Below are 21,013 nucleotides of genomic sequence, written 5' to 3' on the forward strand. Positions count from 1 at the left end.
GTGGTTTTTATCAACGCTGGATACCGCCTGTACGACCTTTTCTTGGAAAGGTTTCCAATTGCCGTGGTCAATATAGCACCTATCGAAAATCCAAGTCAATTTGGTTTGCCGTAAAATGAGGCAGCCGGCCCCGTTGACAGAGCGGGGCAAGCCGGGCAAGATGCCGGGGAAACGTTTCCAAAATGAGACACTTCTAATGCAAACCACAGTTTTGGCGGTGCTGGCCGCAGCCTTGCTGAGCACGGCGCCCGCCGTCGGCGCCGCGCCCGATGGCCTAGGTTTCCAATGGCCGCACGGGCAAAAGACCGCCGTCAGCCTGGGCTACGACGACGCCCTCGACACGCAGCTCGACCACGTCATCCCGGCGCTCGACAGGGCCGGCCTGAAGGGCAGCTTCTACCTGCAATTGTCCAGCCCTGCCGTGGAGCGGCGGCTGGACGCGTGGCGCGCGGCCGCGCGCAATGGCCACGAGCTGGGCAACCACAGCCTGTTCCACCAGTGCTCGGGACGCGCGGCCGCGTGGGTGCGGCCGCAGCGCGACCTCGACACCACCAGCGTCGCGCAGATGCAGGACCAGCTGGCGCTGGCCAACACCATGCTGTACGCCATCGACGGCCAGCGCGAGCGCACTTTCACCGTCCCCTGCGGCAGCACGCAGGCCGGCGACGGCGACTACCTGCCGGCGGTGGCGGGCAGCTTCGTCGCCGTCAAGCACGGCGGCACGCTGCTGCTGGCGGCCGCCAACGGCGCGCTGCGCACCATCCCGGTCGACGCCTACGCGCCGAACGGCCACAGCGGCAAGCAGCTGATCGCCATGGTGGAAAAGGCCGCCGCGCGCGGCCGCCTGGTGACGTTCACCTTCCACGGCGTCGGCGGCGAGCACCTGGCCACCAGCAGCGCCGCCCATGACGAGCTGGTGCAATACCTGGCCGCGCACCGGCAGCACTACTGGACCGACACCTTGCTCAACATCATGACCTATGTGAGGCAACAAGACCGTGGCGACGATTAAAGACGTGGCCCGCCTGGCCGGCGTCGGCCTCGGCACCGCCTCGCGCGTGGTCAGCGGGCGCGGCTCGGTGTCGCCGGCCACGCTGGCCAAGGTGCGCGCCGCCATCGACGAACTGGGCTTCCGGCCGTCGCACGCGGCGCGCACGCTGTTGTCCGGCAACAGCCAGATGATCGGCGTCTATATCCCCGTGCTCAGCGGCACCTTCTACACGCCGATCCTGCACCTCATCGACACCGAGCTGCGCGCGGCCGGGCTGCACATGGTGGTGGCCTTCGGCGCCGGCCTCGGCGGCGCGCGCCAGCAGGCGATCGAAGGCATGGCCTTCCTGCTCGAACGCGGCTGCGACGGCCTGATCCTGATGACCAATGTGCTGCAGGAAGAGGACGTGGCGGCGTCCGGGCCGCGCTCCAAGCCGCTGGTGCTGCTGAACCACCGCGTCGACAGCATCGCCGAGCACTGCTTCACGGTCGACCACGCGCTGGGCGGCAAGCTGGCCGCGCGCACCTTGCTCGACCACGGCCACCGCGCCATCGCGCTGGTGGCCGGACCGGCCAGCCTGCCGGACAACGTCGCCCGGGTGCGGGCCTTCCAGGCCGAGCTGGCGGCGGCCGGCGTCGACCCGGCGCAGCTGTGGATGGTGGAAAAGGACTTCTCGCCGGCCGGCGGCTGGTCGGCCGCCAAGGAATTGCAGACGGCGGGGCGGCGCTGCACGGCGATGTTCTGCGCCAACGACGAAATGGCGGCCGGCGCGCTATCGTACTTCCAGGAAGCCGGCGTGCGGGTGCCGCACGAAATCTCGGTGATCGGCTACGACGACACGCCGACCGCCGAATTCGCGGCGCCGCGCCTGAGCACGGTGCACCTGCCGTGGCGCGAAATGACGCAGAACGGCGTCAGCCACCTGCTCAACCGCTGTTACGGCCTGCAGCGTCCGGTCAGCCGCAACTACCCGGTAACGATGACGCTGCGCGCCTCGCTGACCCGCGCAATTTGAAATAAATATTTCTTTTTTGCATTTATTTTTTAATGGTGTTAATATTTTTAATATTAGCAACATTATATTAAATATATGCTTGATGATCTGAAATCATTTGGCGATTTTCTCGCCAAATTTGCGTTGTTCCTGGGCGTCACAGCCACGCTGGCCTACATGTTTTTCTCTATCCATTACGTACCTGCTGGACTGACCCTCGGCGACAGTATTTTCTTCTTTGCGGTGGCGTTAGCATTTGGCCTTGCGTACGCAGTATTGGTACTCATTGGATGGCTGCTGGTCCGTCTGCTCGCGTCGGCCTGGCGTGGCGGATGCATGGGGCGCTGCTTGGTCACCGGCATCCTCGTTTTCCTGGCGCTGGGCGTGTTTGCGGTGTTTGTCTGGCTTTCTGAATTGATTCTGTTGGCCACAGCTTTCTGCGCCTTCACGATGGCAGGCTTTTTCTTCACCTGCTTATCGACTGGGTGGAGTCAGGGCGCCGCCGTCAAACTGCGTTCATTTACGCGATGCTGATTGGCATAGCGGTGTTCCCAATTCTGGCGGCACCGGCCGTGGTGAGGGAATTGAATCAAAGCTATGTCATGGAAAATCTTGGCCTCAGAGACGAAAATGTCACCCTTAAACTCAGCGAGGAAAATTACAATATGCTGGTTAGCGCGGTCGGTGGACGACATCTGCCGGTGCTTGGGTGCAGTACCGTGAGCGGAGCGGCCGACCGATTGGTGCACGGGGTAACGTTGCTTTGGCACGGCATCGGCGAGCGTACCTTGGTCGGCGTACCTATCGACGCCACGAATAGGGTAGAAGTGGAACTTAAGCGGGAAGGGGTTGCCTTTGTGCGCAAATACGGCCCATCCGAACGCTGCTTTGAGTTGAGCGGCGATGTCATCTTCCTGCAAGGTTCCGATCAGTTGGCAGATCGGAACGAGCGCGCTCAGCCTCCCGAGACCGGCACTGACCTGGACGATATGATGAAAGTCATCGCTGAAAACTTTGACATCATTCAGGAAGTTCGCATTGTCGGGCATGCCGATCCGCTTGGGTATCCGGGCGGGGCTGCAAAAAACAATCAGCTCGCCAAAGACCGTGCCAAAGCGATTGCATCTCTGGTTGAGGCATATATAAAGCTGCAATTAACGAAATCAAACGTGAAAGCGGACGTCCCTGACAACTTCATACTGTCGGAGGGGCATGGGGCGCGCGAGCCCAAAACGCTATGCAAGGACTGGCCGGTGAAGGCGACGCTGTCCGAATGCCTGGCAGTCAATCGGCGGGTGGAGATCAAAATGAAATTCAAGAAAACGCAGAGGCGCAACCTGCGCCCGCGCTCCCGCCTGAGCAAACCAAAGCCTGAACCGCCAACTGGCCACTTCCCGTCGTTCCCGCCTGCGCGGGAACGACGGGCGGCGGCCTACCGGATCGCCTCGGCCAGGCCCGGCGCGAATTCGGCGCCATGCTTGACCTGCGCGGTCGACGCCTTAACGGCGCCGCCGATCGGCTCGGCGCGGCCGCCGAGGCACTTGGCCAGGAAATTCTCGGTCACCGCGGCAAAAGCGATATTGTTGACCGGACGCGCAAAGCCATGCCCCTCGTCCGGGAACTCGACATAAGTGACCGGAATCTTCCGGGCCGCCATCGCCTGCACAATCTGCTCTGACTCGCGCACATTCACGCGCGGATCGTTGGCGCCCTGGCCGATCAGCAACGGCCGCTGAATATCGGCCGCATAGTTCAGCGGCGAACGCTCCTTCAGCAGCGCGCGGCCGGCCTCGGTGGTCGGATCGCCCATGCGCTTGTAGAACTGCTGCTTGCCGGCCTCCCAGTACGGCGGAATCGTCTGCAGCAGCGTGAACAGATTGGACGGCCCGACGATATCGACGCCGCAGGCAAAGGTGGTCGGCGTAAACGTCAGCCCGGCCAGCGTCGCGTAGCCGCCGTAGGAGCCGCCCATGATGGCCACCTTGTCCGCGCTGGTCACGCCCTGCCTGACCGCCCACTGCACCGCGTCGATCAGGTCGTCGTGCATCTTGCGGCCCCACTGCAGGTCGGCGGCCGAGATGAAATTCTTGCCGAAGCCGGTCGAGCCGCGGTAATTGACCGACAGCACCGCATAGCCGCGGTTGGCCAGCCACTGGTGGTAAGAATGGTAGCCATAACTGTCGCGCGCCCACGGCCCGCCGTGCACGAACAGCACCAGCGGCACCGGCTGGCCGGCCTTGCCGCTGCCGTCCGGATCAACCGCCTTTGGCAAGCTCAGGTAGGACACCAGCGTCAGGCCGTCGCGCGCCTTGATCTCGTGCGGATGCATGGCCACCAGCGGCGCCCCGTCGAGTTCCGGCCGGCTGACGTAGAGCCGGGTCAGCTGTTTGGTGGGGCGGTCGTACAGCCAGGTCGAGGCCGGCGCGGTGACCGGATCGACCTGCACCACCCACTTGTCGTCGGCCTCGGTGCGCGAGCCGATGCTGAACTGGCCCTGGGTCTGCTGCCGGAGGAAGGCCAGGTCGGCGCGCAGCGCATCGTTGAGCGGCACATACTCCTGTTTCAGGTAATCGACGCTATACGCCAGCACCTGGCCGGTGCGCTTGTCGGTGATGGCGCCGCTGATATCGGCGCGCGCGTCCTCGGCCACCACGCGGGTCTTGCCGCTGGCCACATCCTGGGCGATCAACGCGGCAGTGTTGCGCTGGCGCGCATCGGTCCAGTACAGCGTGGCGCCGTCGGCGGTAAAGCCCCACGGCGTGGTGGTCTGCGCATCGTCCAGCCCCACCTCGAGTAGCGGCGTGCGCTCGACCTGAGCGCCGCTGATGCGGAAATAGCGGGTGCCGCCGTCGGCGCGCGGCTGCTCGGCGATGCGCAGCTGCAGCTGGTCGTCGGCGATGAAGCCGCCGTAGCCGTCGTTCTGCCGCACCAGCGTCAGCTTGCCGGTGGCCAGCTCCAGGCTGTAGACGTCGTGCCACTTCGGATCGCGGTTATTGATGCCGACCAGGATGCGGTCCTTGACCTTGCTGCTGATATGCAGCACCGACGCCCGCGTCTTGTCGAACGGCGTGTAATTGGTCTGCTTGCCGCTGGCGAGATTGACGCCGTACAGCAGGAAATTCTCGTCGCCGCCCTTGTCCTGGATGAACAGCACCGCGCTGGAATCGGGCGCCCAGAAGCTGTTGCGCAGCGGCCGCTTGCGCTCGTCGGTCAGCGGCCGCGCCTGGGTCAGATCGCTGGTCGGCGCCACCCACAGATTGAGCACGCCGTCGCGCGGCGCGATCCACGACAGCCACTTGCCGTCCGGACTGAGCTTGGCGCCGGTCTTGCTGGGATTGCCGAAAATCTTGGCGCGCTCGATCAGCGGCACCTCGGCAGGGGACTGGGCGTACACGGGCAACACGCTGGCAAGCAGCAGGGCAGGCAAGGCAGAGCGGATCATTGTTTCCCTCTTCATCAGTGGTGGAACGGCAAGCATAGCAAGTTTGCATCGCCGCGGGCGGCCGGCGCGACAGAGTGCACGCAGCCGCGACCAACGGCGGCTTGGCCGGCACAGGCTGCGCGATCGCGTATCATGCCGGCCATGATAATCGATTGGTTCTCGCCGGCGCAGTGCGTCGGCTACGTGGCGTTCGCGCTCGGGGTCGGCTCCTTCCTGCAAACGGACGACCGCCGCTTCAAACTGCTGATGGCGGGCGAATGCCTGGCCTATGTTGTCCACTTCGGCCTACTCGGCAACCCGACCGCCGTGGCCAGCGCCAGCATGTCCCTGCTGCGCTCGCTGCTGGCGCTGCGCACCCGCGCGCTGTGGGTGGCGGCGCTGGTGGTGGCGGCCAACGTCGCGCTCGGCCTGGCGCTGGCCCGGCAGCCGGCCGACTGGCTGCCGCTGGGCGCATCGTGCCTCGGCACGCTGGCCTTGTTCCTGCTGCAAGGCATCCCGATGCGGCTGCTGATGTTGTGCGGCACCTGCCTGTGGATCGCCAACAACGTCATCGCCGGCTCGGTCGGCGGCACGGCGCTGGAAGTGGTGGTGGCCTGCGTCAACGCCGGCACCATCGTCCGCATGGCGCGCCGGCGCCCGGCGCCGGCATCGGCCAAAGCCGCCTGAGTTCTTGCCTGTTGGCAATGCGTGCGGTATTGTATGGACTCTATTTTGATTGGAGTGCCCATGTCCGCCGCCAAACTGGAAATTCCTGAAGCGATCGTCAGCGCGCTGGGCGACTGGGTGCAGCGCGCGGCCGAGGAAGCCAGCGCCGGCCCGCGCGCGCATCTGGCGCGCAGCGAGGGCGAGCTGGAAGCGGCGCGCGCCGAGCTGGCCGAAGTCGGCGCCGCGCGCGACGCCGCCCAGGCTAGAGCGGCCGCGCGCGACGAGGAAATCGAGCAACTGATGGCCGAGCTGCGCAACGCCCGCACCATCGCCACCGACGCCTTGGTCGGCAAGGCCAAGGATCAGCTGGCGATCGAAGGCAAGGACGCCCAGCTGGCCGATTTGCGCGCGCAACTGGAACGCAACGTCGCCGCCCAGGCGGCACTGTCGGACGCCCGCCTGGCGGCCGAGATGGAACTGGTTGGCGCCGTCACCGCGCGCGACAACTACGCCGCCGAAATCAAGGAACTGCGCGCCCGCCTGGCCGCCCGCCAAGGCTAAGCCGCCGGCATGCCGGACCGCCGCCAGTTCGTGCTCGGCAGCGCGCTCGCGCTCGGTGGCGCGCAGGTCGGAGCCAGCGTCGCCGCTGCCGCCGCCACCGCCGCTGCCGCCTCTGCCACCGCCGCTACCGCCGTCACCGCCGCCACCGCCGCCGCTCCCGCTGCCACCGGCCCCTCGCCGGGCCCCGCCGCCGCTCCCGCCGCCACCGGCCCCGGTCCTGTCGCTGTCCGCGCCGCCGCAATCGCCACCGCCGCCGCGCCGCTGGTGCGCTATCCGCAGTCGGAAGCCGAAGGCCACGGCCGGGGCGCCGAACACTATCCGGTGCGGCTGCTGCGCCTGGCGCTGGCGCGCGCCGGCCAGCCGTACCGGCTGCAGGCCACCCCGTCATGATGCGCCAGAACCGCGCGCTGGCCGAGCTGAAAAACGGCCGCGTCATCGACATCGCCTGGACCATGGCCTCGCAGCAGCGCGAGCGCGACCTGCTGCCGATCCGCATCCCGCTCGACATGGGCCTGATCGGCTGGCGCCTGCTGCTGATCCGCGCCAGCGACGCCGCCCGCTTCGCCGCGATCCGCCAGCCGGCCGACCTGCAAGCGCTGGACGCGTTGCAAGGCCACGACTGGCCCGACACCGACATCCTGCGCGCCAACCACTACCGCGTGCAAACCGCCTCCGACTACGCCGGCATGTTCAAAATGCTGCAATCGGGCCGGGTCGACTACTTCCCGCGCGCCGTGTTCGAAGTCTGGAACGAAGCCGCCGCCTTCGCCGGCCAGGGCCTGGCGGTGGCGCCCGGCCTGGCGCTGCACTACCCCAGCGCGTTCTACTTCTTCGTCAACCCGGCCAACACCGCGCTGGCCGGCGCGCTGCGGCGCGGCCTCGAGGCGATGCTGGCCGACGGCAGCTTCAGCCGCGTATTCCACGACTACTACGGCGCCATGCTGGCCCGCTCCGCGCTCGACAAGCGCCGCGTGTTTGAATTGCGCAACGTCTTGCTGTCGCCGGCCACGCCACTACAGCAGCGCGAGCTGTGGCTGCGTCCCGGCCGCAGTCGCTAGTATCTGGCTAGTAATGAAAATTTCATTCGGGAAATAACTTCTTGATCTAGATCAAAGATTTGCCGTGCGGCAAAAAGCTATGCTGTGCAATGAAACCAGACGAAAAGGTGAATCACATGCACATCTCCCGCTTCAACATCGGCGCCCGGCTGGCCGCCAACGCCGCCGCCATGATCCTCATCCTGCTGGCCTGCATCGGCATCGGCATCAGCGTGCTCGGCAAGGTCAACGACGGCACCCGCGCCATCGTCAAGGACGCGCTGCCGAAATCGTTCCAGGCCACGCAGTCGCTGACCGAGGCCAACAGCATTGCCATCGCCCTGCGCAACACCATGCTCAGCGACAACGCCGACGACCGCCGCCAGCAGCGCGCCAACATCGCCCAGGCGCAACAGCAACTGCAGGCCAAGCTGGACTGGCTGCAGCACAACCTCTACCTGCCGCAGGGCAAAGCCATCCTGCAACGGGCGCTGGACGCCAACGCCCAGTACAAGGCCGGCGTTGCCCACATGCTGGGCCTGATCGACCACGCCAGCGAGGCCGAGCAGAAAGCCTACCTGAACGGCACGCTGCGGCCGATCTTCAAGAACTACCAGGCCACCATGGACGAAATGATCGCCTTCCAGGTCGCGCGCATGAACCGCTACAGCGACGCCGCCGCCGAGACCTACGCCGACAGCCGCGTGCTGATGCTGGGCCTGGGCGCCGGCGCGCTGCTGCTGGCCGCCGGCCTCGGCTGGTGGATCGCGCGCTCGATCACCACCCCGCTGCAACAGGCCGTCACGGTGGCCAACACCGTCGCCGCCGGCGACCTGAGCAGCAATATCGAAATCCACGGCAACGACGAAACCGCCCAGCTGCTGGCCGCGCTGCGCCACATGAACGACGGCCTGGTGCGCATCGTCGGCGAAGTGCGCGAAGGCACGGTCTCGATCGGCAGCGCCTCGTCGCAAATCGCCGCCGGCAACCTCGACCTGTCGGCGCGCACCGAGCAGCAAGCCAGCGCGCTGCAACAGACGGCCGCCTCGATGGAAGAACTGACCTCGACCGTGCGGCAGAACGCCGACAACGCCCAGCGCGCCAACGGCCTGGCCGCCACCGCCTCGGCAGTGGCCAGCAAGGGCGGCGACGTGGTGGCGCAGGTGGTGCGCACCATGGACTCGATCAACGCCTCGTCGCGCCAGATCGCCGAGATCATCGGCGTCATCGACGGCATCGCCTTCCAGACCAACATCCTGGCGCTGAACGCGGCGGTCGAGGCGGCGCGCGCCGGCGAGCACGGGCGCGGCTTTGCCGTGGTGGCGCAGGAAGTGCGCACACTGGCCCAGCGCAGCGCCGCCGCCGCCAAGGAAATCAAGGTGCTGATCGACGGCTCGGTGGCGCAGGTCAGCGCCGGCACGCAGCTGGTCGACCAGGCCGGCGCCACCATGCAGGACATCGTGCACAGCATCCGCCACGTCACCGACATCATGGGCGAAATCAGCGCCGCCTCGCAGGAGCAAAGCGCCGGCATCGAGCAGATCAACCACGCCGTGGCCGAGATGGACAATGTCACGCAGCAGAATGCGGCGCTGGTCGAGCAGGCCTCGGCGGCGGCGGCGGCGATGCAGGAGCAGGCCGCGGCGCTGTCCGGCGCCGTCTCGGTGTTCAAGCTCGACGGCCCATCGGCGCCGGCGGCGCATGCGCCGGGCCGCCCGCTGGCGCTGCTGGCCGCCTAGTTCACGCGCGGCATGACGCCGTCGCCGGGCTCGCCGTCGGCGTCGATATTGCCGAAGTAGACCTCGAGGTCGGCGCTCGGCCGGAAGTTACGCAGGCGCAGCTGGAAAGTGCGCGCATCGGTCTTCTGGAACGTGCCGGGGAAGCACAGGCTGACCAGCTCCGCCGGCGACTGCTTGACGATGTTCAGCGTGAAATCCTCGATACCGTTCTTCCACGTGTTGCCGGTCTGGAGGATGTACGCCACCTTGGCCGCGCGCAGATAAGGGTAGGCCCCGTCAGGGCCGGCGTTGCGCGCCGCCAGCCGCCGCCAGCCGTTCAGGAAAGCGGCGTCGGCGCAATAGCGGTTGGCGGTGTCGCCGTCCATGCCCCAGTGGGCCGGGCCGGTCGACACGAACGGCCGGTACGCGTGGTGCACCCGCACCGTCTGCCCGGCCGGGAAGCGCTGCTGCCACACATAGTTGACCTGCACCTCCCACAGCGGCTCCTGCTCGTCGCTCGGCCCCGGGCCGATCAGCTTCAGGTCGAGCAGGCGCTGGCGCTGCGCGGCGCTCAGCGGCGCCACCGCGGCCCGCGTGGCGAAGCGCTCATGGTTGGCGATCTGCGCATCGCTGATGCCGGCGCCGTGCAGCTGCGCGGTCACATCCTCCCCCCGAGCAGCGCCCGCACCACGGTGCGAAAGCCGACCGGCTTGCCATCCACCGTGATCGAAAAATTGGCGGGCTGGCCGTAATAGGTATCGCTCGGCAGGTTGGTGGCGGCGTAGGGCGGCAGCGGGAAGACGATGCTTTCCTCCAGCGCGCGCGCCGACTCGTTGACGAACTCGTAGTCGACGCTGATCAGCTGGTGGCTGACGGTCAGCACCTCCTTCTTCATGGCGATGGCGTCGGTCTTGCCGAACACGATGCCGCCGGCGCTGACGCCGCCGATGCCGTCATTGGCGCCGGCCAGCGCGGGCAGCAGCATGGCCGCCGCAGGCAGTAATTTCATGGTAACAGCTCTTTCTTGATCTTTGCGGCGACGCCGACACTGCGTCCTGCCAGGTTGGCGACAGTGTATGCGACCGCGCTGCCCAACACTATAGCGCTCTCGGCCAGCGTCAGGCCGTAATCCTGTTGCAGCCACTGCGTCATGCCGGCGGTGGCCTGGCGCAGCGCCTCGTCCAGCGAGCCGGCCTGGCCCAGCGTCATGATCCGCGTCGGCGACTCGACGCGCGGCAGGCCGATCGCCTTGCCCTTGATGAGTTCGACGCGGAAGCTGACCGCCATCGACGTCTCCAGCGCGTACTGCGCGGTTTCGCCATCGCCCTGCAGCGCGTGGGCGTCGCCGAGGTAGAGCAGGGCGCCGGGCTGCTGCACCGGCAGGTATACCTTGTTGCCCTCGACCACCTCGTTGAAATCCATATTGCCGCCGAAGCGGCCGGTGTCGCCGCTCGACACCGCCGGCCCGTCGGGCGGCGCCACCGCCAGCCCGCCCAGCATCGGCCGCAGCGGCACCGCCAGATGGCGCAAAGCGGGACCGGCCTGCGCCGGACGCGCCACGCCGCGCGCGCGGTCCAGCTGCCAGCGCACCGGCTGGCCCAGCGCGGTTGCGCGCGCCGCCACGCCGGTGCTCTGGGCGCGGCCGACAATGGCGTCCAGGCTGTCGGCGTAATCGCGGTTCAGCGTCAGCTTCAGCAGGTGGATCACCAGCGTATCGCCGGCCTCGGCGCCCATGACGAAAAACGGGCCGGTCTGCGGATTGCCATACAGCGCGCGCGTCACGCCGCGCTCGTCGACGCCGCCGGAATCGACGGTGGTGGTATCGACGGTGTCGCCCGGCCAGATGGTCAGCACCGGCGCCCGTGTCGGGCTGAAGGCGTTGGCATAGTCCTTGGGCTGGTACGCATGCCGTTGCGGCCCGGCGGAAGTCCGCTCCGGCAGGCGGCGCGCGCTGAACGCATGCGTGGCGCGCGCCGCAGCGTCATTGGTATCGGGGAAATCGGCGCTGCCTTGCAGGAGGTCGGCGCTGGCGCTGCCGGTGTAGCGGTAGCGCTTGCCGGCCTTATCGACCACGTCGAGCAGCAGGCGTCCCTGCTTGCGCGTGCCGGTCAGCGCATCGCCGCCGAGCGTGCCGGAGAGCTTGCCGCCGTCGTCCTGCAAATGCAGCGTCATCGCTGACGGATTGCCCCAACGGTCCAGCTGCAACAGCCAGTCTTCGGCCGCGCTTGCCGGCATGGCCACGGCCAGTAACGATAGAAACAGTGCGCTGCGCATGGTCTGGCCCCGTCAGGTTGTCATCAGGCCATCATAGCAGAGATACAAACATGTAGAAAAATTTTCTACTTCATCTACACTTGCCTCACCCCCACCACAGCGCGCCGCGCCAGAACAATGAACGCCATCCTGAATGCCGCCGTATTCCTGTTCGCCGTGCTGGCCGGCGCTGCCGCCGCCGCACCGTCCGCAGCGGGGCAGGTGGAGCGCTACCTGCAAGCCGAGATGCGCGCGCGGCAGATCCCGGGTTTGCAGGTGGCCGTGATCCAGCGCGGCAAAATCGTCCTGGCAAAGTCGTATGGCGTGGCGGAGCTGCCGCATGCGATACCGGTCACGCCGGACAGCGTGTTCTCGATCAACTCCGCCACCAAATCGTTCACCGGCGTCGCCATCATGCAGCTGGTAGAGCAGGGCAAGGTCGACCTGTCGGCGCCGGTGTCGCGCTACCTCCAGGACTTGCCGCCGGCGTGGCAAGCGGTGACGGTCGCCCAGCTGCTGAACCATACTTCCGGCCTGCCCGACATCGTCGCCCGGCAAACCTGGCAGGTGGCGCCGGCCGGCAACTGGGACGCCGCGTGGCGGCAGGTGCAGGCCATGCCGATGGACTTCGCGCCGGGCGAGCGTTTCCGCTACAACCAGACCAACTACCTGCTGCTCGGTAAAATCATCGACCAGCTGAGCGGACAGCCGTTCACGCAATTCATCCGGCAGCGGCAGTTCGACGTCGCCGGCATGCGGCGCACCGGCTTTGGCGACATGCAGGACGTCATCCCCGGCAGGGCGCCGTCCTACCGTCTCGATGCGGACGGCAAAACCTACAAGGCGATGGTGGATGACTTCCCGCCATTCCTGCGCGCCGGCGCCGGCATCAACACCTCGGCGGACAATCTGGCGCGCTGGATCATCGCGCTGCAAAAAGGGCGGTTGCTATCGCCGGCGAGCCTGCGGACGCTGTGGCAGCCGGGGCGCCTGGCCGACGGCCGCGCCGCGCCGTGGGCGCTGGGCTGGCCGGTTATCCGCGAGCGGGAGTACCGCACCGTGGCCGGCATCGGCGGCGCGCGGTCCGCGTTCTACCTCTACCCGGATCACGACCTGGCGGTAATCATCCTCACCAACCTGGCCGGCGCCGCGCCCGAACAAATGCTCGACATCGTCGCCAGCCACTACCTGCCCGGCCTGAAACAAGTCAGCGGCAGCTACGCCATTCACCTGGCTGCGCGCGCAGGCGCAAGCGGCTGGTTTCGCACAGCTGGACCAGCAACTGGCACAGCTCAGAACCCAGGCCGGCATCGCCCAGCCGGAGGAGGGTGACCTGAACGCCTGGGGCTACCGCCTGCTCGGCACGGGGCAGAAAGCGTCCGCGATCGCGGTGTTCAGCCTGGCGGTAGGTCTCTATCCCCAGAGCGCCAACGCCTACGACAGCCTGGCTGAAGCCTACCAGGCCGCAGGCGAACACGATTTGGCCGAGCAGCACTACCGCCGCTCACAAGACCTCGCCAGAAAATAACTCCCCGTCATTCCCGCGCAGGCGGGAATGACGGCTAAGCAGCGTTCAACTCGCCATACAACGCCAAATACTCCTGGCTCAGCTTGTGATTACGGTCGAGGTGAATCATCGGCAAGTTACGCTCGTGCGACTCGCGGATACGGATGGAATGGGACAGCTTACTGCCCAACACCGGCAAGCCCTCCTCCATAAGCTGATCGACCATCCGTTGCGGCAAAAGCGCGCGCGGCTGAAACTGATTGACCACGATACCCTCGATATCCAGCGCGCCGTTGTGGTCAGCCTTAATCTCCTTGATATTATTAATCAGGCTGTACAAAGCCTGACGCGAAAAGTCATCGCAATCGAAGGGAATCAGGCAGCGGTCCGCCGCAATCAGCGCCGACTGGCTAAAGAAGTTGTACGCCGGCGGCGTATCGACAAAGATCTCGTCATACTCCTTGCCAAGCTCCCGCAGCAAATCGCGCAGCTTATAGATCTTGTTGCGCGACTCCAGCTTGGACTGCAAGTCGCCCAGCTCCGGGTGGGACACGATAATGGACAGGTTCTCGAACGGCGTCGGATGCACATAATGGCCGGGAGGCTGGGCAAACATGCTAAAGCTGAGCACCTGCTCGAAATAAGCGCCCAGTGTCGGCAGCGCCTCGTGCGCGGCCGCCCCCAGCACATAACGGCTGGCATTGCACTGCGGATCGATATCGATCAACAAGGTGCGCTTACCCTGACTGGCCGCGATGGCCGCCAGGTTCACCGCAATCGTCGATTTACCCACCCCGCCTTTTTGATTGAAGATCACCCGTTTCATAGCCCGCCCATGTCGTGAATGAAAATGCAACCATTCTAAAACAAACGCAGGCTCCAGAAACAAAAACGCCACCCGAAGGTGGCGTTTGCTTATTCTTGGTGGCCCGGGGCGGAATCGAACCACCGACACAAGGATTTTCAATCCTCTGCTCTACCAACTGAGCTACCAGGCCAAGGGCCGCAATTATAGCGACCGGTTGCCGGGTTTGGCAAGGGCCTGAATGCACATTTATTGACAGCCTCATCCACCGCGTATAAATTTGACGATCAGACAATCTTTCGCGACGGGAGCAACATGAAGCAGGCGGCTTGGTGGTTGGCAGGTTTGGCGGTGGCCGGGACGGCGCACGGCGCGGAAATCACGCCGGTGCAAAAGCAGATGCGCGCCATCTATCAGGAGCTGGTGGAAACCAATACCACCAATTCGGTCGGCTCCTGCACCGTGGCCGCGCAAAAAATGGCCAGGCGCCTCAAGGCCGGCGGCTTCAAGGACAGCGAGCTGCAAATCATCATCCCGCCCGGCGGCCCGAAAAAGGGCAATCTGGTGGCGCGCCTGAAGGGCGACGGCAGCAAGAAGCCGCTGCTGCTGCTGGCCCATATCGACGTGGTCGAGGCCAGGCGCGAGGACTGGGAGCGCGATCCGTTCAAGCTGGTCGAGGAAAACGGCATGTTCTACGCGCGCGGCGCCTCGGACGACAAGGCCATGGCCTCGGCCTTCGTCAACAATATGCTGCTGTACAAAAAGAGAAGCTGCCGCTCAAGCGCGACATCATCATGGCGCTGACCTGCGACGAGGAGCTGGTGCCGTCCGACTTTGACGGCGTTGAATACCTGGTCAAGCATCACCGCCCGCTGGTCGACGCCGAGATTGTGCTGAACGAGGGCGGCGGCGGCTTGCTGGACAAGGACGGCAAGCCGGTACGCCACGGCATTCAGGCTGGCGAGAAGACGTACCAGAGCTTCCAGCTGGAGGTGACCAATCCCGGCGGCCATAGCTCGGCGCCGCCGAAGGAGAATGCCATCTATCGCCTCAGCGAGGGGCTGGCGCGGATCGGCCAGTTCTCGTTCCCGTTCAAGCTGTCGCCGGTGACGCGCGCCTATTACGAGCGCATGTCGAAGATTGAAAAAGGGCAGATCGCGCAGGATATGCAGGCCATCCTGCAGGACCCGCCGGAGCAGGCGGCGCTGGATCGCCTGTACGCGGCCAGCCCGGTGCACAACTCCACCGTGCGCACCACCTGCGTCGCCACGCGCGTGGACGCCGGCCATGCCGACAACGCGCTGCCGCAGCGCGCCCGCGCCACCGTCAATTGCCGCATCCTGCCGGGTGAGCCGATCGCCGAGGTGCAGGCGACGCTGCAGCGCGTGGTGGCGGACGAGAAGATCAAGATCAGCCGCATCGGCGAGGGCATCGAGAGCAGCATGCCGCCCATGACGCCGGCGCTGATGCAGGCGGTGGAGGAGATCAGCAACGATATGTGGCCCGGCGTGCCGGTGGTTCCGACCATGTCGACCGGCGGCACCGATGGCCGCTTCCTCAACAACGCCGGCATCTGGACCTATGGTATCAGCGGCATGTTCCATGGTCCGGAGGGCAGCGGCGCGCATGGTTTGAATGAACACATTCGCGTGAAGTCGCTGTACGATGGCCAGGAGTACCTGTACCGTCTGGCCAAGCGCCTGGCTACCGAATAACCGTCACTCCCGCACAGGCGGGAGTCCATGGAACGCTTGCTCAGCATGGGCTCCCGCCTGCGCGGGAGCGACGGTCAGATTTCGCGAAAGTGGCGGTGACGGTTAGTCCGGCACGATGATACGCCAGCGCCATGGCTTGATGACGGCCGGGCCGCTCTCGCCAGACAGCTTGTACTTCAGCGCCATGCCGGTCGGGTTGACGATCACCCGTACATGGTTGGCGCCCTGCTGGCGCCTGAAGGCAAACAGCTGCTCGTTGCCGACATCCAGCAGTTGCACCGTACCGCCCGAGGCGCCGTTCCACAGCGCCGGATTCTGCTTCTTCAACGCGTTCAAGCCGGCGATAAAGCCTTCCAGCGGATAGTTCTTCCAGTCGATGGCGTCCTTCTCGAAGAACGCCAGCTTCTTGTCCAGCCGCGCCTCCTGGCCGTTATAGACCAGCGGAATACCCGGCAGCGTATAGCTCAACACCTGCATCGCCCCCCACGCCGGGCCATACAGCTCCTGGTCCGTTCCTTCCCACGAATTGATATCGTGATTGCTGGTGAACTGAAGACGGAACGAGTCGCGCGCATACGCCTTCGGCGGATTGCTGACGTAAGCCCGCAGTTCGGCGGCGCCGGCCTGGCCCTTGCCGATCTTCTTCATGATGCCGTTCAGCGACCAGTCGTAGCTGGCGTCGAAGGCCTTCGCGTGCAGCGCCGGCTCGTCCGCCTCGGCCAGCATGAACACCGGCTTGATTTTGTCCAGCTGCGCGCGCGCCTGTTCCCAGAACTCGGTCGGCACCATATGCGCGGCATCGGCGCGGAAGCCGTCCACGCCCACGTCCCTGACCCAGAACGCCATTGCCGACGTCATCGCCGGCCACAGCTCCTTGTTGCCGTAATCGAGGCCGATAACGTCCGCCCATTGCTCCGTCTCGCCGGCGCCGTTCTTAAAACTAACGGCGGCGATCTGGCCCTGCTCGTTCTTCTTGTACCAGTCCGGGTGCTGCGCGGCCCATGGATGATCACACGCCGTGTGATTGCCTACCCAGTCCAGGATCACATGCATGCCCAGCGCGTGCGCCTGCTTCACCAGCTTGCGCACGTCGTCGAGCGAGCCGAATTCCGGATTCACCGCGGTGTAGTCCTTCACCGCGTAATAGCTGCCCAGCGCACCCTTGCGGTTTTGCTCGCCGATAGGATGCAAGGGCATCAGCCAGATGATGTCGACGCCGAGTTTTTTCAGGCGCGGCAGGTCGGCGGTGAGCGCGTTCAGCGTGCCCTCCTGGCTGTACTGGCGCAGGTTGACTTCATACACATTCGAGCTGCGCGACCAGGCCGGATGTTTCGGTTCGGCGTGGGCGGCGGCGGTGAACAACGTCGCCAGGATCAGCGAGGCGGCAAGCTTCTTCATAAGTCTCCCGTTTATTGTTTCAGGGTGCGTTCAAACAGCTGGTAGATGCGGCGGTATTCGTCGTACCACGCTTCCGGATGCACGAAGCCGTGGCGCTCCAGCGGATACGAGGCCAGTTCCCAGTTGTCCTTTTTCAGTTCGATGAAACGCTGCGCCATGCGCACCGAATCCTGATAGAACACGTTATCGTCGATCATGCCATGGGCGATCAGGATGTGGCCTTTCAGCTTGTCCGCATACTCGATCGGCGACGACACCTTGTACGCCTCCGGGTCCAGCTCCGGCGAGTTGAGGATGTTGGAGGTGTACTCGTGGTTATACGTGGTCCAGTCGGTGACGGGGCGCAGCGCGGCGCCGGCCTTGAACTGGTCCGGTGCGCGCAGCAGCGCCATGAAGGTCATGAAGCCGCCATAGCTGCCGCCGTAGATGCCGACGTTGTTGGCGTCGCCCTGATGCTTGGCCACCATCCAGTTCAGGCCATCGATGTAATCTTCCAGTTCCGGATGGCCCATCTGGCGATAGATCGCCGTGCGCCAGTTGCGGCCATAACCCAGCGAGGCGCGGTAGTCCATGTCCAGCACGATGTAGCCTTTTTCCACCAGCAGGTTATGGAACATCTGTTCGCGGAAGTAGACCGGATAGCGCCTGGTCACGTTCTGCAGGTAGCCGGCGCCGTGCACGAACATCACCACCGGGTATTTTTTGCCCGCTTCCAGCGTGGCCGGGCGATACAGCTTGGCCCACACCGGATCGGCGCCATGGGTCGAAGGCACGGCGACGATTTCCGGCTGCACCCACTCGCGCGCCTTGAACTCCGCGCTGCGCGTGTCGGTCAGCTGCGTCACGGCGCCGCCGCTGCTGCTGACGGTGCCGATCTGCGCCGGCATGTAGGCGCTGGAATAGCGCACCAGCAGCTTGCGGCCGTCCGGCGACAGCGAGAAGCTCTCGACGCCGCCCAGCGAGGTCAGTTCCTTCAGCGCGCCATCTTTGGTGTTGGCCGAGCAGACCTCATAAGTACCCGGCAGTTTCGGGTTGCACATGAAGTAGGCGGTCTGGCCGTCGGCCGACCAGCTGACATTGGATTCTTCCCACTTGCCCGAGGTGAGCGCGCGCGCCTTGCCGTCCGGGGTTTGCAGGTACAGGTGCGCGTAGCCGCTTTGCTCGGACTCGTACCACAGCGTGCTGTTGTCCGGCTGCCAGCCGAAATCGTTGCCGCGATTGTTGACCCATGCCGTGTCGCTCAGGCGGTGCAGCGGTTGCAGTTTGGCGTTGGCCAGGTCGACGCCGGCGATCCAGCGGTCCTTGTTATCGATCGCCTGCGCCATCACCGCCACGCGCGCGCCGTTGGCGCTCCAGCGGATCGACTCTTCGCGCGCTTCGAAACGCACGCCGCGGTTGCCCTTCAGCGGATCGAGCTTCTGCGCCGCGCGCATCGCCGCCAGCGGGTCTTCCTTGATGCCCGGCAGATCGTCCAGCGACAGCTCGGTGATTTTGCGGGTGGCCACGTCCACCAGTTTCAGTTCATGCTTCAGCGGGCCGGTTTCGCTGACGCGCTTGCGCTCATCGTCGGTTTCCTCGTAGCCCGATTCGGTCACGTACTTCGGCATCTTGCCGACGCGGCGCTTGTCGCCGTCCTTGGCCGCCGTGACCACCAGCAGATAGCGGCCGTCCGGCGACAGCGAGCTGGTTTCGATGGTGACCTTGTCGCCAAGGTAGACCGGCAGCGGCGCGCGGGTGGCGTCGGCGGCGCGGTCGGCGTTGCGCTGCTCGCGCGTTTCATCCTTCTCCTGCTTGATGCGGGCCAGCGTCGACATCAGGCGCAGTTGCATGTCGCGGCGGAAGTCGGCGTCCGGCGCGGCGTCCGGGTCTTTCGCGGTGCGCAGCAGCGCCACCGGCGACACCAGGCGCTCGCTGCGGCTCCAGCTGAACCAGTCGCTGCCCATGCGGAACTGCACGTGGTTGCCGTCGGCCGCGTACTGCGCATCGGCCGCCGCCGTGCTGCCTTTGACGATCTGCGTCAGCGCGCCGGTCTTCAGATCGCGCTCGAACAGATCGCCGTTGCGTGTCAGGATGGCGCGCGTGCGTTCGCGGTTGTACACCGGATTGTCGCTATCGAGGTTGGCCAGCTGTTTGGCGTCCACCACCTTGGCGGCGCCGCCGGCGATCCGGTAGGTGTCGCGCAGCACGGAGCCGGTGCGTTTTTGCTTGTAGTAGATCTGGCGGCTGTCCCAGCCCCACCATGCGGATTCCACGGGGTTGCCGATCCAGTCCGGATCGGCCATGGTCTGATCGAGGGTGATGGGCGTTGGTGCGGCAGTGGCGCTGGTGACACTGGTGGCGGCCGCAATGGCGGTCGCCAGGAATGGCAATACAAAACGCATCGGTAGTTTCGCTTGTAGGTTGGGTGAACAGGAGCGCCGGATCGCGGCGCGTCCTCGATTCTAGCCCAAGCTTTAGCTGCGGGCCATCTTGTCGGTTTGGCCATGGCCGGCGCTCGGGCCGCCGTGGCGCGGCGCCAGGCGCAAAGCCCACAGCAGAATCACGCCGGTGGCCAGGTACAGCACGATCAGCGCGGCCAGCATGGCGGCGCTGTCGCCCCACGCCAGCACTCGCTCGCTGAGCGACGGGCCGAAGGCGCCGCCCAGCAGGCCGACGCTGCTCACCAGTGCGATGCCGGCGGCGGCGCGGCGCTGGTTCAGCAGCGAGGAAAGAATCGCCAGCAGCAGCGGCGCGGCGCCGGCGATGCCGATGGTCGCCAGCGACAGGCCGGCCAGCGACCACACCAGATGGCGGTCGGCGGCGATGGCCAGGCCAAGGCCGCCGGCGGCCAGCACCATGCAGGCGATGAAGTGGCCGCGCCGTTCGCGCCGGCGGTCGGAGTCATGGCCGATGATGACCATGCCCAGCGCGCCGGCCAGGCTGGGGATGGCGGCCAGCAGGTCCGGTTGCGCAAGCTCGCCGGCGCCCCAGCGCTGCATCAGCGCCGGGGCCCAGTACAGCAGCGCGTAGCTGGCGCCGACCAGCAGCAGGTTGGCCACCGCCAGCAGCGCGATCGACGGCGCGCGCAGCAGCGACCAGAGGGTCTGCAGCAGCGACGGCTTGTCGTCGTCGTCCTCGGCGCGGGTGCCGTTCAGCGCCTGCTCGTCGCGCTCCAGATCCTGTTCGACCATCTGCTGTTCAAAGGAAGACAGCCAGCGCGCGTGCGCCGGTTTATCGTCAAGGCAGAAGTATGCGGCCACGCCGAGCAGCGCCGCCGGCAGCCCTTGCAGCACCAGCATCCACTGCCAGCCGCTGAGGAAACCCTGCTGGCGCATGGCCTGCAAGGTCAGCTCGCACAGCGGGCCGGCGGCGGCCGCGGCTAGCAACGCGGCGCAGGCGAAGAGGGCAAACACGCGCGCGCGCCGCGCCGACGGGAACCAGTAGGTCAGGTACAGGATCGCGCCGGGAAAGAAGCCCGCCTCAAAGACGCCGAGCAGGAAGCGGATCACATAAAACTCGGCCGGTTCGCGCACGAAGGCGCAGGCGGCGGTGGTCGCGCCCCAGCACAGCATCAGGCGTAGCAGCGTTTTGCGCGCGCCGAGTTTTTCCAGCAGCAGATTGCAAGGCACGGCGCACAGGCAGTAGCCGATGAAGAAGGCGCTCACGCCCCACAGATAAACCTGGCGGCTGAAATCGAGATCGGCGCCCATTTGCAGGCGGGCGTAATGGACGTTGACGCGATCGAGGTAAGCGACCGCATGGCACAGCATCAGCAGCGGCAGCAGGCGCCAGCTGATCTTACGGTAGATGGCATCCATGCCGGCGGCGCCGCGCAGGTGCAGGATCTTGGCGCCGTGGCTCATAATGCCCTTGCGGAAGTGGTCCCCATAGGGCGATATTAGCTGGACGATATTGCTTAGGCAAGCGTTGCGCGGTGGGCAAGAACTCAAAACAACAACGCGGACAAC

At 65.8% G+C, this 21,013-nt stretch carries 15 protein-coding genes, 1 tRNA gene and 3 pseudogenes; 11 read left to right on the forward strand and 8 right to left on the reverse strand.

Going from position 1 to position 21,013, the window contains the following annotated elements:
• Positions 1 to 196 precede the first annotated feature (196 nt).
• The 4 genes and pseudogenes from ACRQ5J_RS04585 to ACRQ5J_RS04600 all read left to right on the forward strand — a co-directional run.
• Positions 197 to 1,012, forward strand: coding sequence for a polysaccharide deacetylase family protein (locus tag ACRQ5J_RS04585; RefSeq protein WP_432381389.1), 816 nt, complete (start codon positions 197 to 199; stop codon positions 1,010 to 1,012).
• Entirely contained in the window at positions 999 to 2,006 is a 1,008-nt protein-coding gene (locus ACRQ5J_RS04590; RefSeq protein WP_432381391.1) for a LacI family DNA-binding transcriptional regulator, read from the forward strand. Before ACRQ5J_RS04585 ends, ACRQ5J_RS04590 begins: the two co-directional genes overlap by 14 nt.
• A 75-nt stretch (positions 2,007 to 2,081) precedes the next feature.
• Positions 2,082 to 2,519 (forward strand): hypothetical protein, encoded by a 438-nt coding sequence (locus ACRQ5J_RS04595; RefSeq protein WP_432381392.1) that lies wholly within the window; start codon positions 2,082 to 2,084, stop codon positions 2,517 to 2,519.
• Positions 2,520 to 2,650: 131 nt separating this feature from the next.
• A pseudogene (locus ACRQ5J_RS04600) lies at positions 2,651 to 3,220 on the forward strand (OmpA family protein); the annotation flags it as partial.
• A 197-nt stretch (positions 3,221 to 3,417) separates the two neighbouring features.
• Here the strand turns inward: ACRQ5J_RS04600 and ACRQ5J_RS04605 are convergent.
• Positions 3,418 to 5,427 carry a S9 family peptidase gene (locus ACRQ5J_RS04605; protein ID WP_432381393.1) on the reverse strand — a complete coding sequence of 670 codons (2,010 nt, stop codon included), beginning with the start codon at positions 5,425 to 5,427 and terminating at the stop codon, positions 3,418 to 3,420.
• Positions 5,428 to 5,559: 132 nt separating this feature from the next.
• Here ACRQ5J_RS04605 and ACRQ5J_RS04610 point away from each other — a divergent pair, with 132 nt between their 5' ends.
• From ACRQ5J_RS04610 to ACRQ5J_RS04630, 5 genes are all read left to right on the forward strand, one after another.
• On the forward strand, positions 5,560 to 6,093 hold the full coding sequence (locus ACRQ5J_RS04610) for a YgjV family protein (RefSeq protein WP_432381394.1): 534 nt from the start codon (positions 5,560 to 5,562) through the stop codon (positions 6,091 to 6,093).
• A gap of 60 nt (positions 6,094 to 6,153) precedes the next feature.
• A complete protein-coding gene (locus tag ACRQ5J_RS04615) occupies positions 6,154 to 6,633 on the forward strand; it encodes a hypothetical protein (RefSeq protein ID WP_432381395.1) in 480 nt (159 codons plus the stop codon).
• Between the two features lie 9 nt (positions 6,634 to 6,642).
• Complete coding sequence (locus ACRQ5J_RS04620; protein ID WP_432381396.1) at positions 6,643 to 7,023, forward strand: hypothetical protein; 381 nt, start codon at positions 6,643 to 6,645, stop codon at positions 7,021 to 7,023.
• Complete coding sequence (locus ACRQ5J_RS04625) at positions 7,020 to 7,691, forward strand: hypothetical protein (RefSeq protein ID WP_432381398.1); 672 nt, start codon at positions 7,020 to 7,022, stop codon at positions 7,689 to 7,691. The genes ACRQ5J_RS04620 and ACRQ5J_RS04625 overlap by 4 nt, the downstream gene beginning before the upstream one ends.
• A gap of 116 nt (positions 7,692 to 7,807) precedes the next feature.
• Positions 7,808 to 9,409, forward strand: coding sequence for a methyl-accepting chemotaxis protein (locus ACRQ5J_RS04630; protein WP_432381400.1), 1,602 nt, complete (start codon positions 7,808 to 7,810; stop codon positions 9,407 to 9,409).
• Here ACRQ5J_RS04630 and ACRQ5J_RS04635 read toward each other — a convergent pair.
• Together ACRQ5J_RS04635 and ACRQ5J_RS04640 are read right to left on the reverse strand one after the other, a co-directional pair.
• Positions 9,406 to 10,397: pseudogene (locus tag ACRQ5J_RS04635) on the reverse strand (DUF4424 family protein). The gene ACRQ5J_RS04630 and the pseudogene ACRQ5J_RS04635 sit on opposite strands and share 4 nt — an antisense overlap.
• Positions 10,394 to 11,662, reverse strand: coding sequence for an acetamidase/formamidase family protein (locus tag ACRQ5J_RS04640; protein WP_432381402.1), 1,269 nt, complete (start codon positions 11,660 to 11,662; stop codon positions 10,394 to 10,396). Before ACRQ5J_RS04640 ends, ACRQ5J_RS04635 begins: the two are co-directional and overlap by 4 nt.
• Before the next feature lie 117 nt (positions 11,663 to 11,779).
• On the opposite strand from ACRQ5J_RS04640, the gene ACRQ5J_RS04645 reads away from it, so the two are divergent.
• On the forward strand, positions 11,780 to 12,973 hold the full coding sequence (locus ACRQ5J_RS04645) for a serine hydrolase domain-containing protein (protein WP_432381404.1): 1,194 nt from the start codon (positions 11,780 to 11,782) through the stop codon (positions 12,971 to 12,973).
• 230 nt (positions 12,974 to 13,203) lie between these two features.
• On the opposite strand, the gene ACRQ5J_RS04650 is transcribed toward ACRQ5J_RS04645, so the two are convergent.
• Entirely contained in the window at positions 13,204 to 13,974 is a 771-nt protein-coding gene (locus tag ACRQ5J_RS04650; RefSeq protein WP_432381405.1) for a ParA family protein, read from the reverse strand.
• Between the two features lie 96 nt (positions 13,975 to 14,070).
• Positions 14,071 to 14,146 (reverse strand) — tRNA-Phe (locus ACRQ5J_RS04655).
• Positions 14,147 to 14,430: 284 nt separating this feature from the next.
• Here ACRQ5J_RS04655 and ACRQ5J_RS04660 point away from each other — a divergent pair.
• Positions 14,431 to 15,668, forward strand: a pseudogene (locus ACRQ5J_RS04660) (M20/M25/M40 family metallo-hydrolase).
• Between the two features lie 102 nt (positions 15,669 to 15,770).
• Here ACRQ5J_RS04660 and ACRQ5J_RS04665 read toward each other — a convergent pair.
• The 3 genes from ACRQ5J_RS04665 to ACRQ5J_RS04675 all read right to left on the reverse strand — a co-directional run bounded on the left by ACRQ5J_RS04665 (position 15,771) and on the right by ACRQ5J_RS04675 (position 20,908).
• Positions 15,771 to 17,066 (reverse strand): alpha-amylase family glycosyl hydrolase, encoded by a 1,296-nt coding sequence (locus ACRQ5J_RS04665; RefSeq protein WP_432381407.1) that lies wholly within the window; start codon positions 17,064 to 17,066, stop codon positions 15,771 to 15,773.
• A gap of 11 nt (positions 17,067 to 17,077) precedes the next feature.
• A complete protein-coding gene (locus tag ACRQ5J_RS04670) occupies positions 17,078 to 19,447 on the reverse strand; it encodes a prolyl oligopeptidase family serine peptidase (RefSeq protein ID WP_432381408.1) in 2,370 nt (789 codons plus the stop codon).
• A gap of 72 nt (positions 19,448 to 19,519) precedes the next feature.
• Positions 19,520 to 20,908, reverse strand: a complete 1,389-nt coding sequence (locus tag ACRQ5J_RS04675) for an MFS transporter (protein ID WP_432381410.1) — start codon at positions 20,906 to 20,908, stop codon at positions 19,520 to 19,522.
• Positions 20,909 to 21,013: the final 105 nt, after the last annotated feature.

Origin of the sequence: Duganella sp. P38, from assembly GCF_050859475.1 — a bacterium.
In the GTDB taxonomy this organism is placed as follows: domain Bacteria; phylum Pseudomonadota; class Gammaproteobacteria; order Burkholderiales; family Burkholderiaceae_D; genus Rugamonas.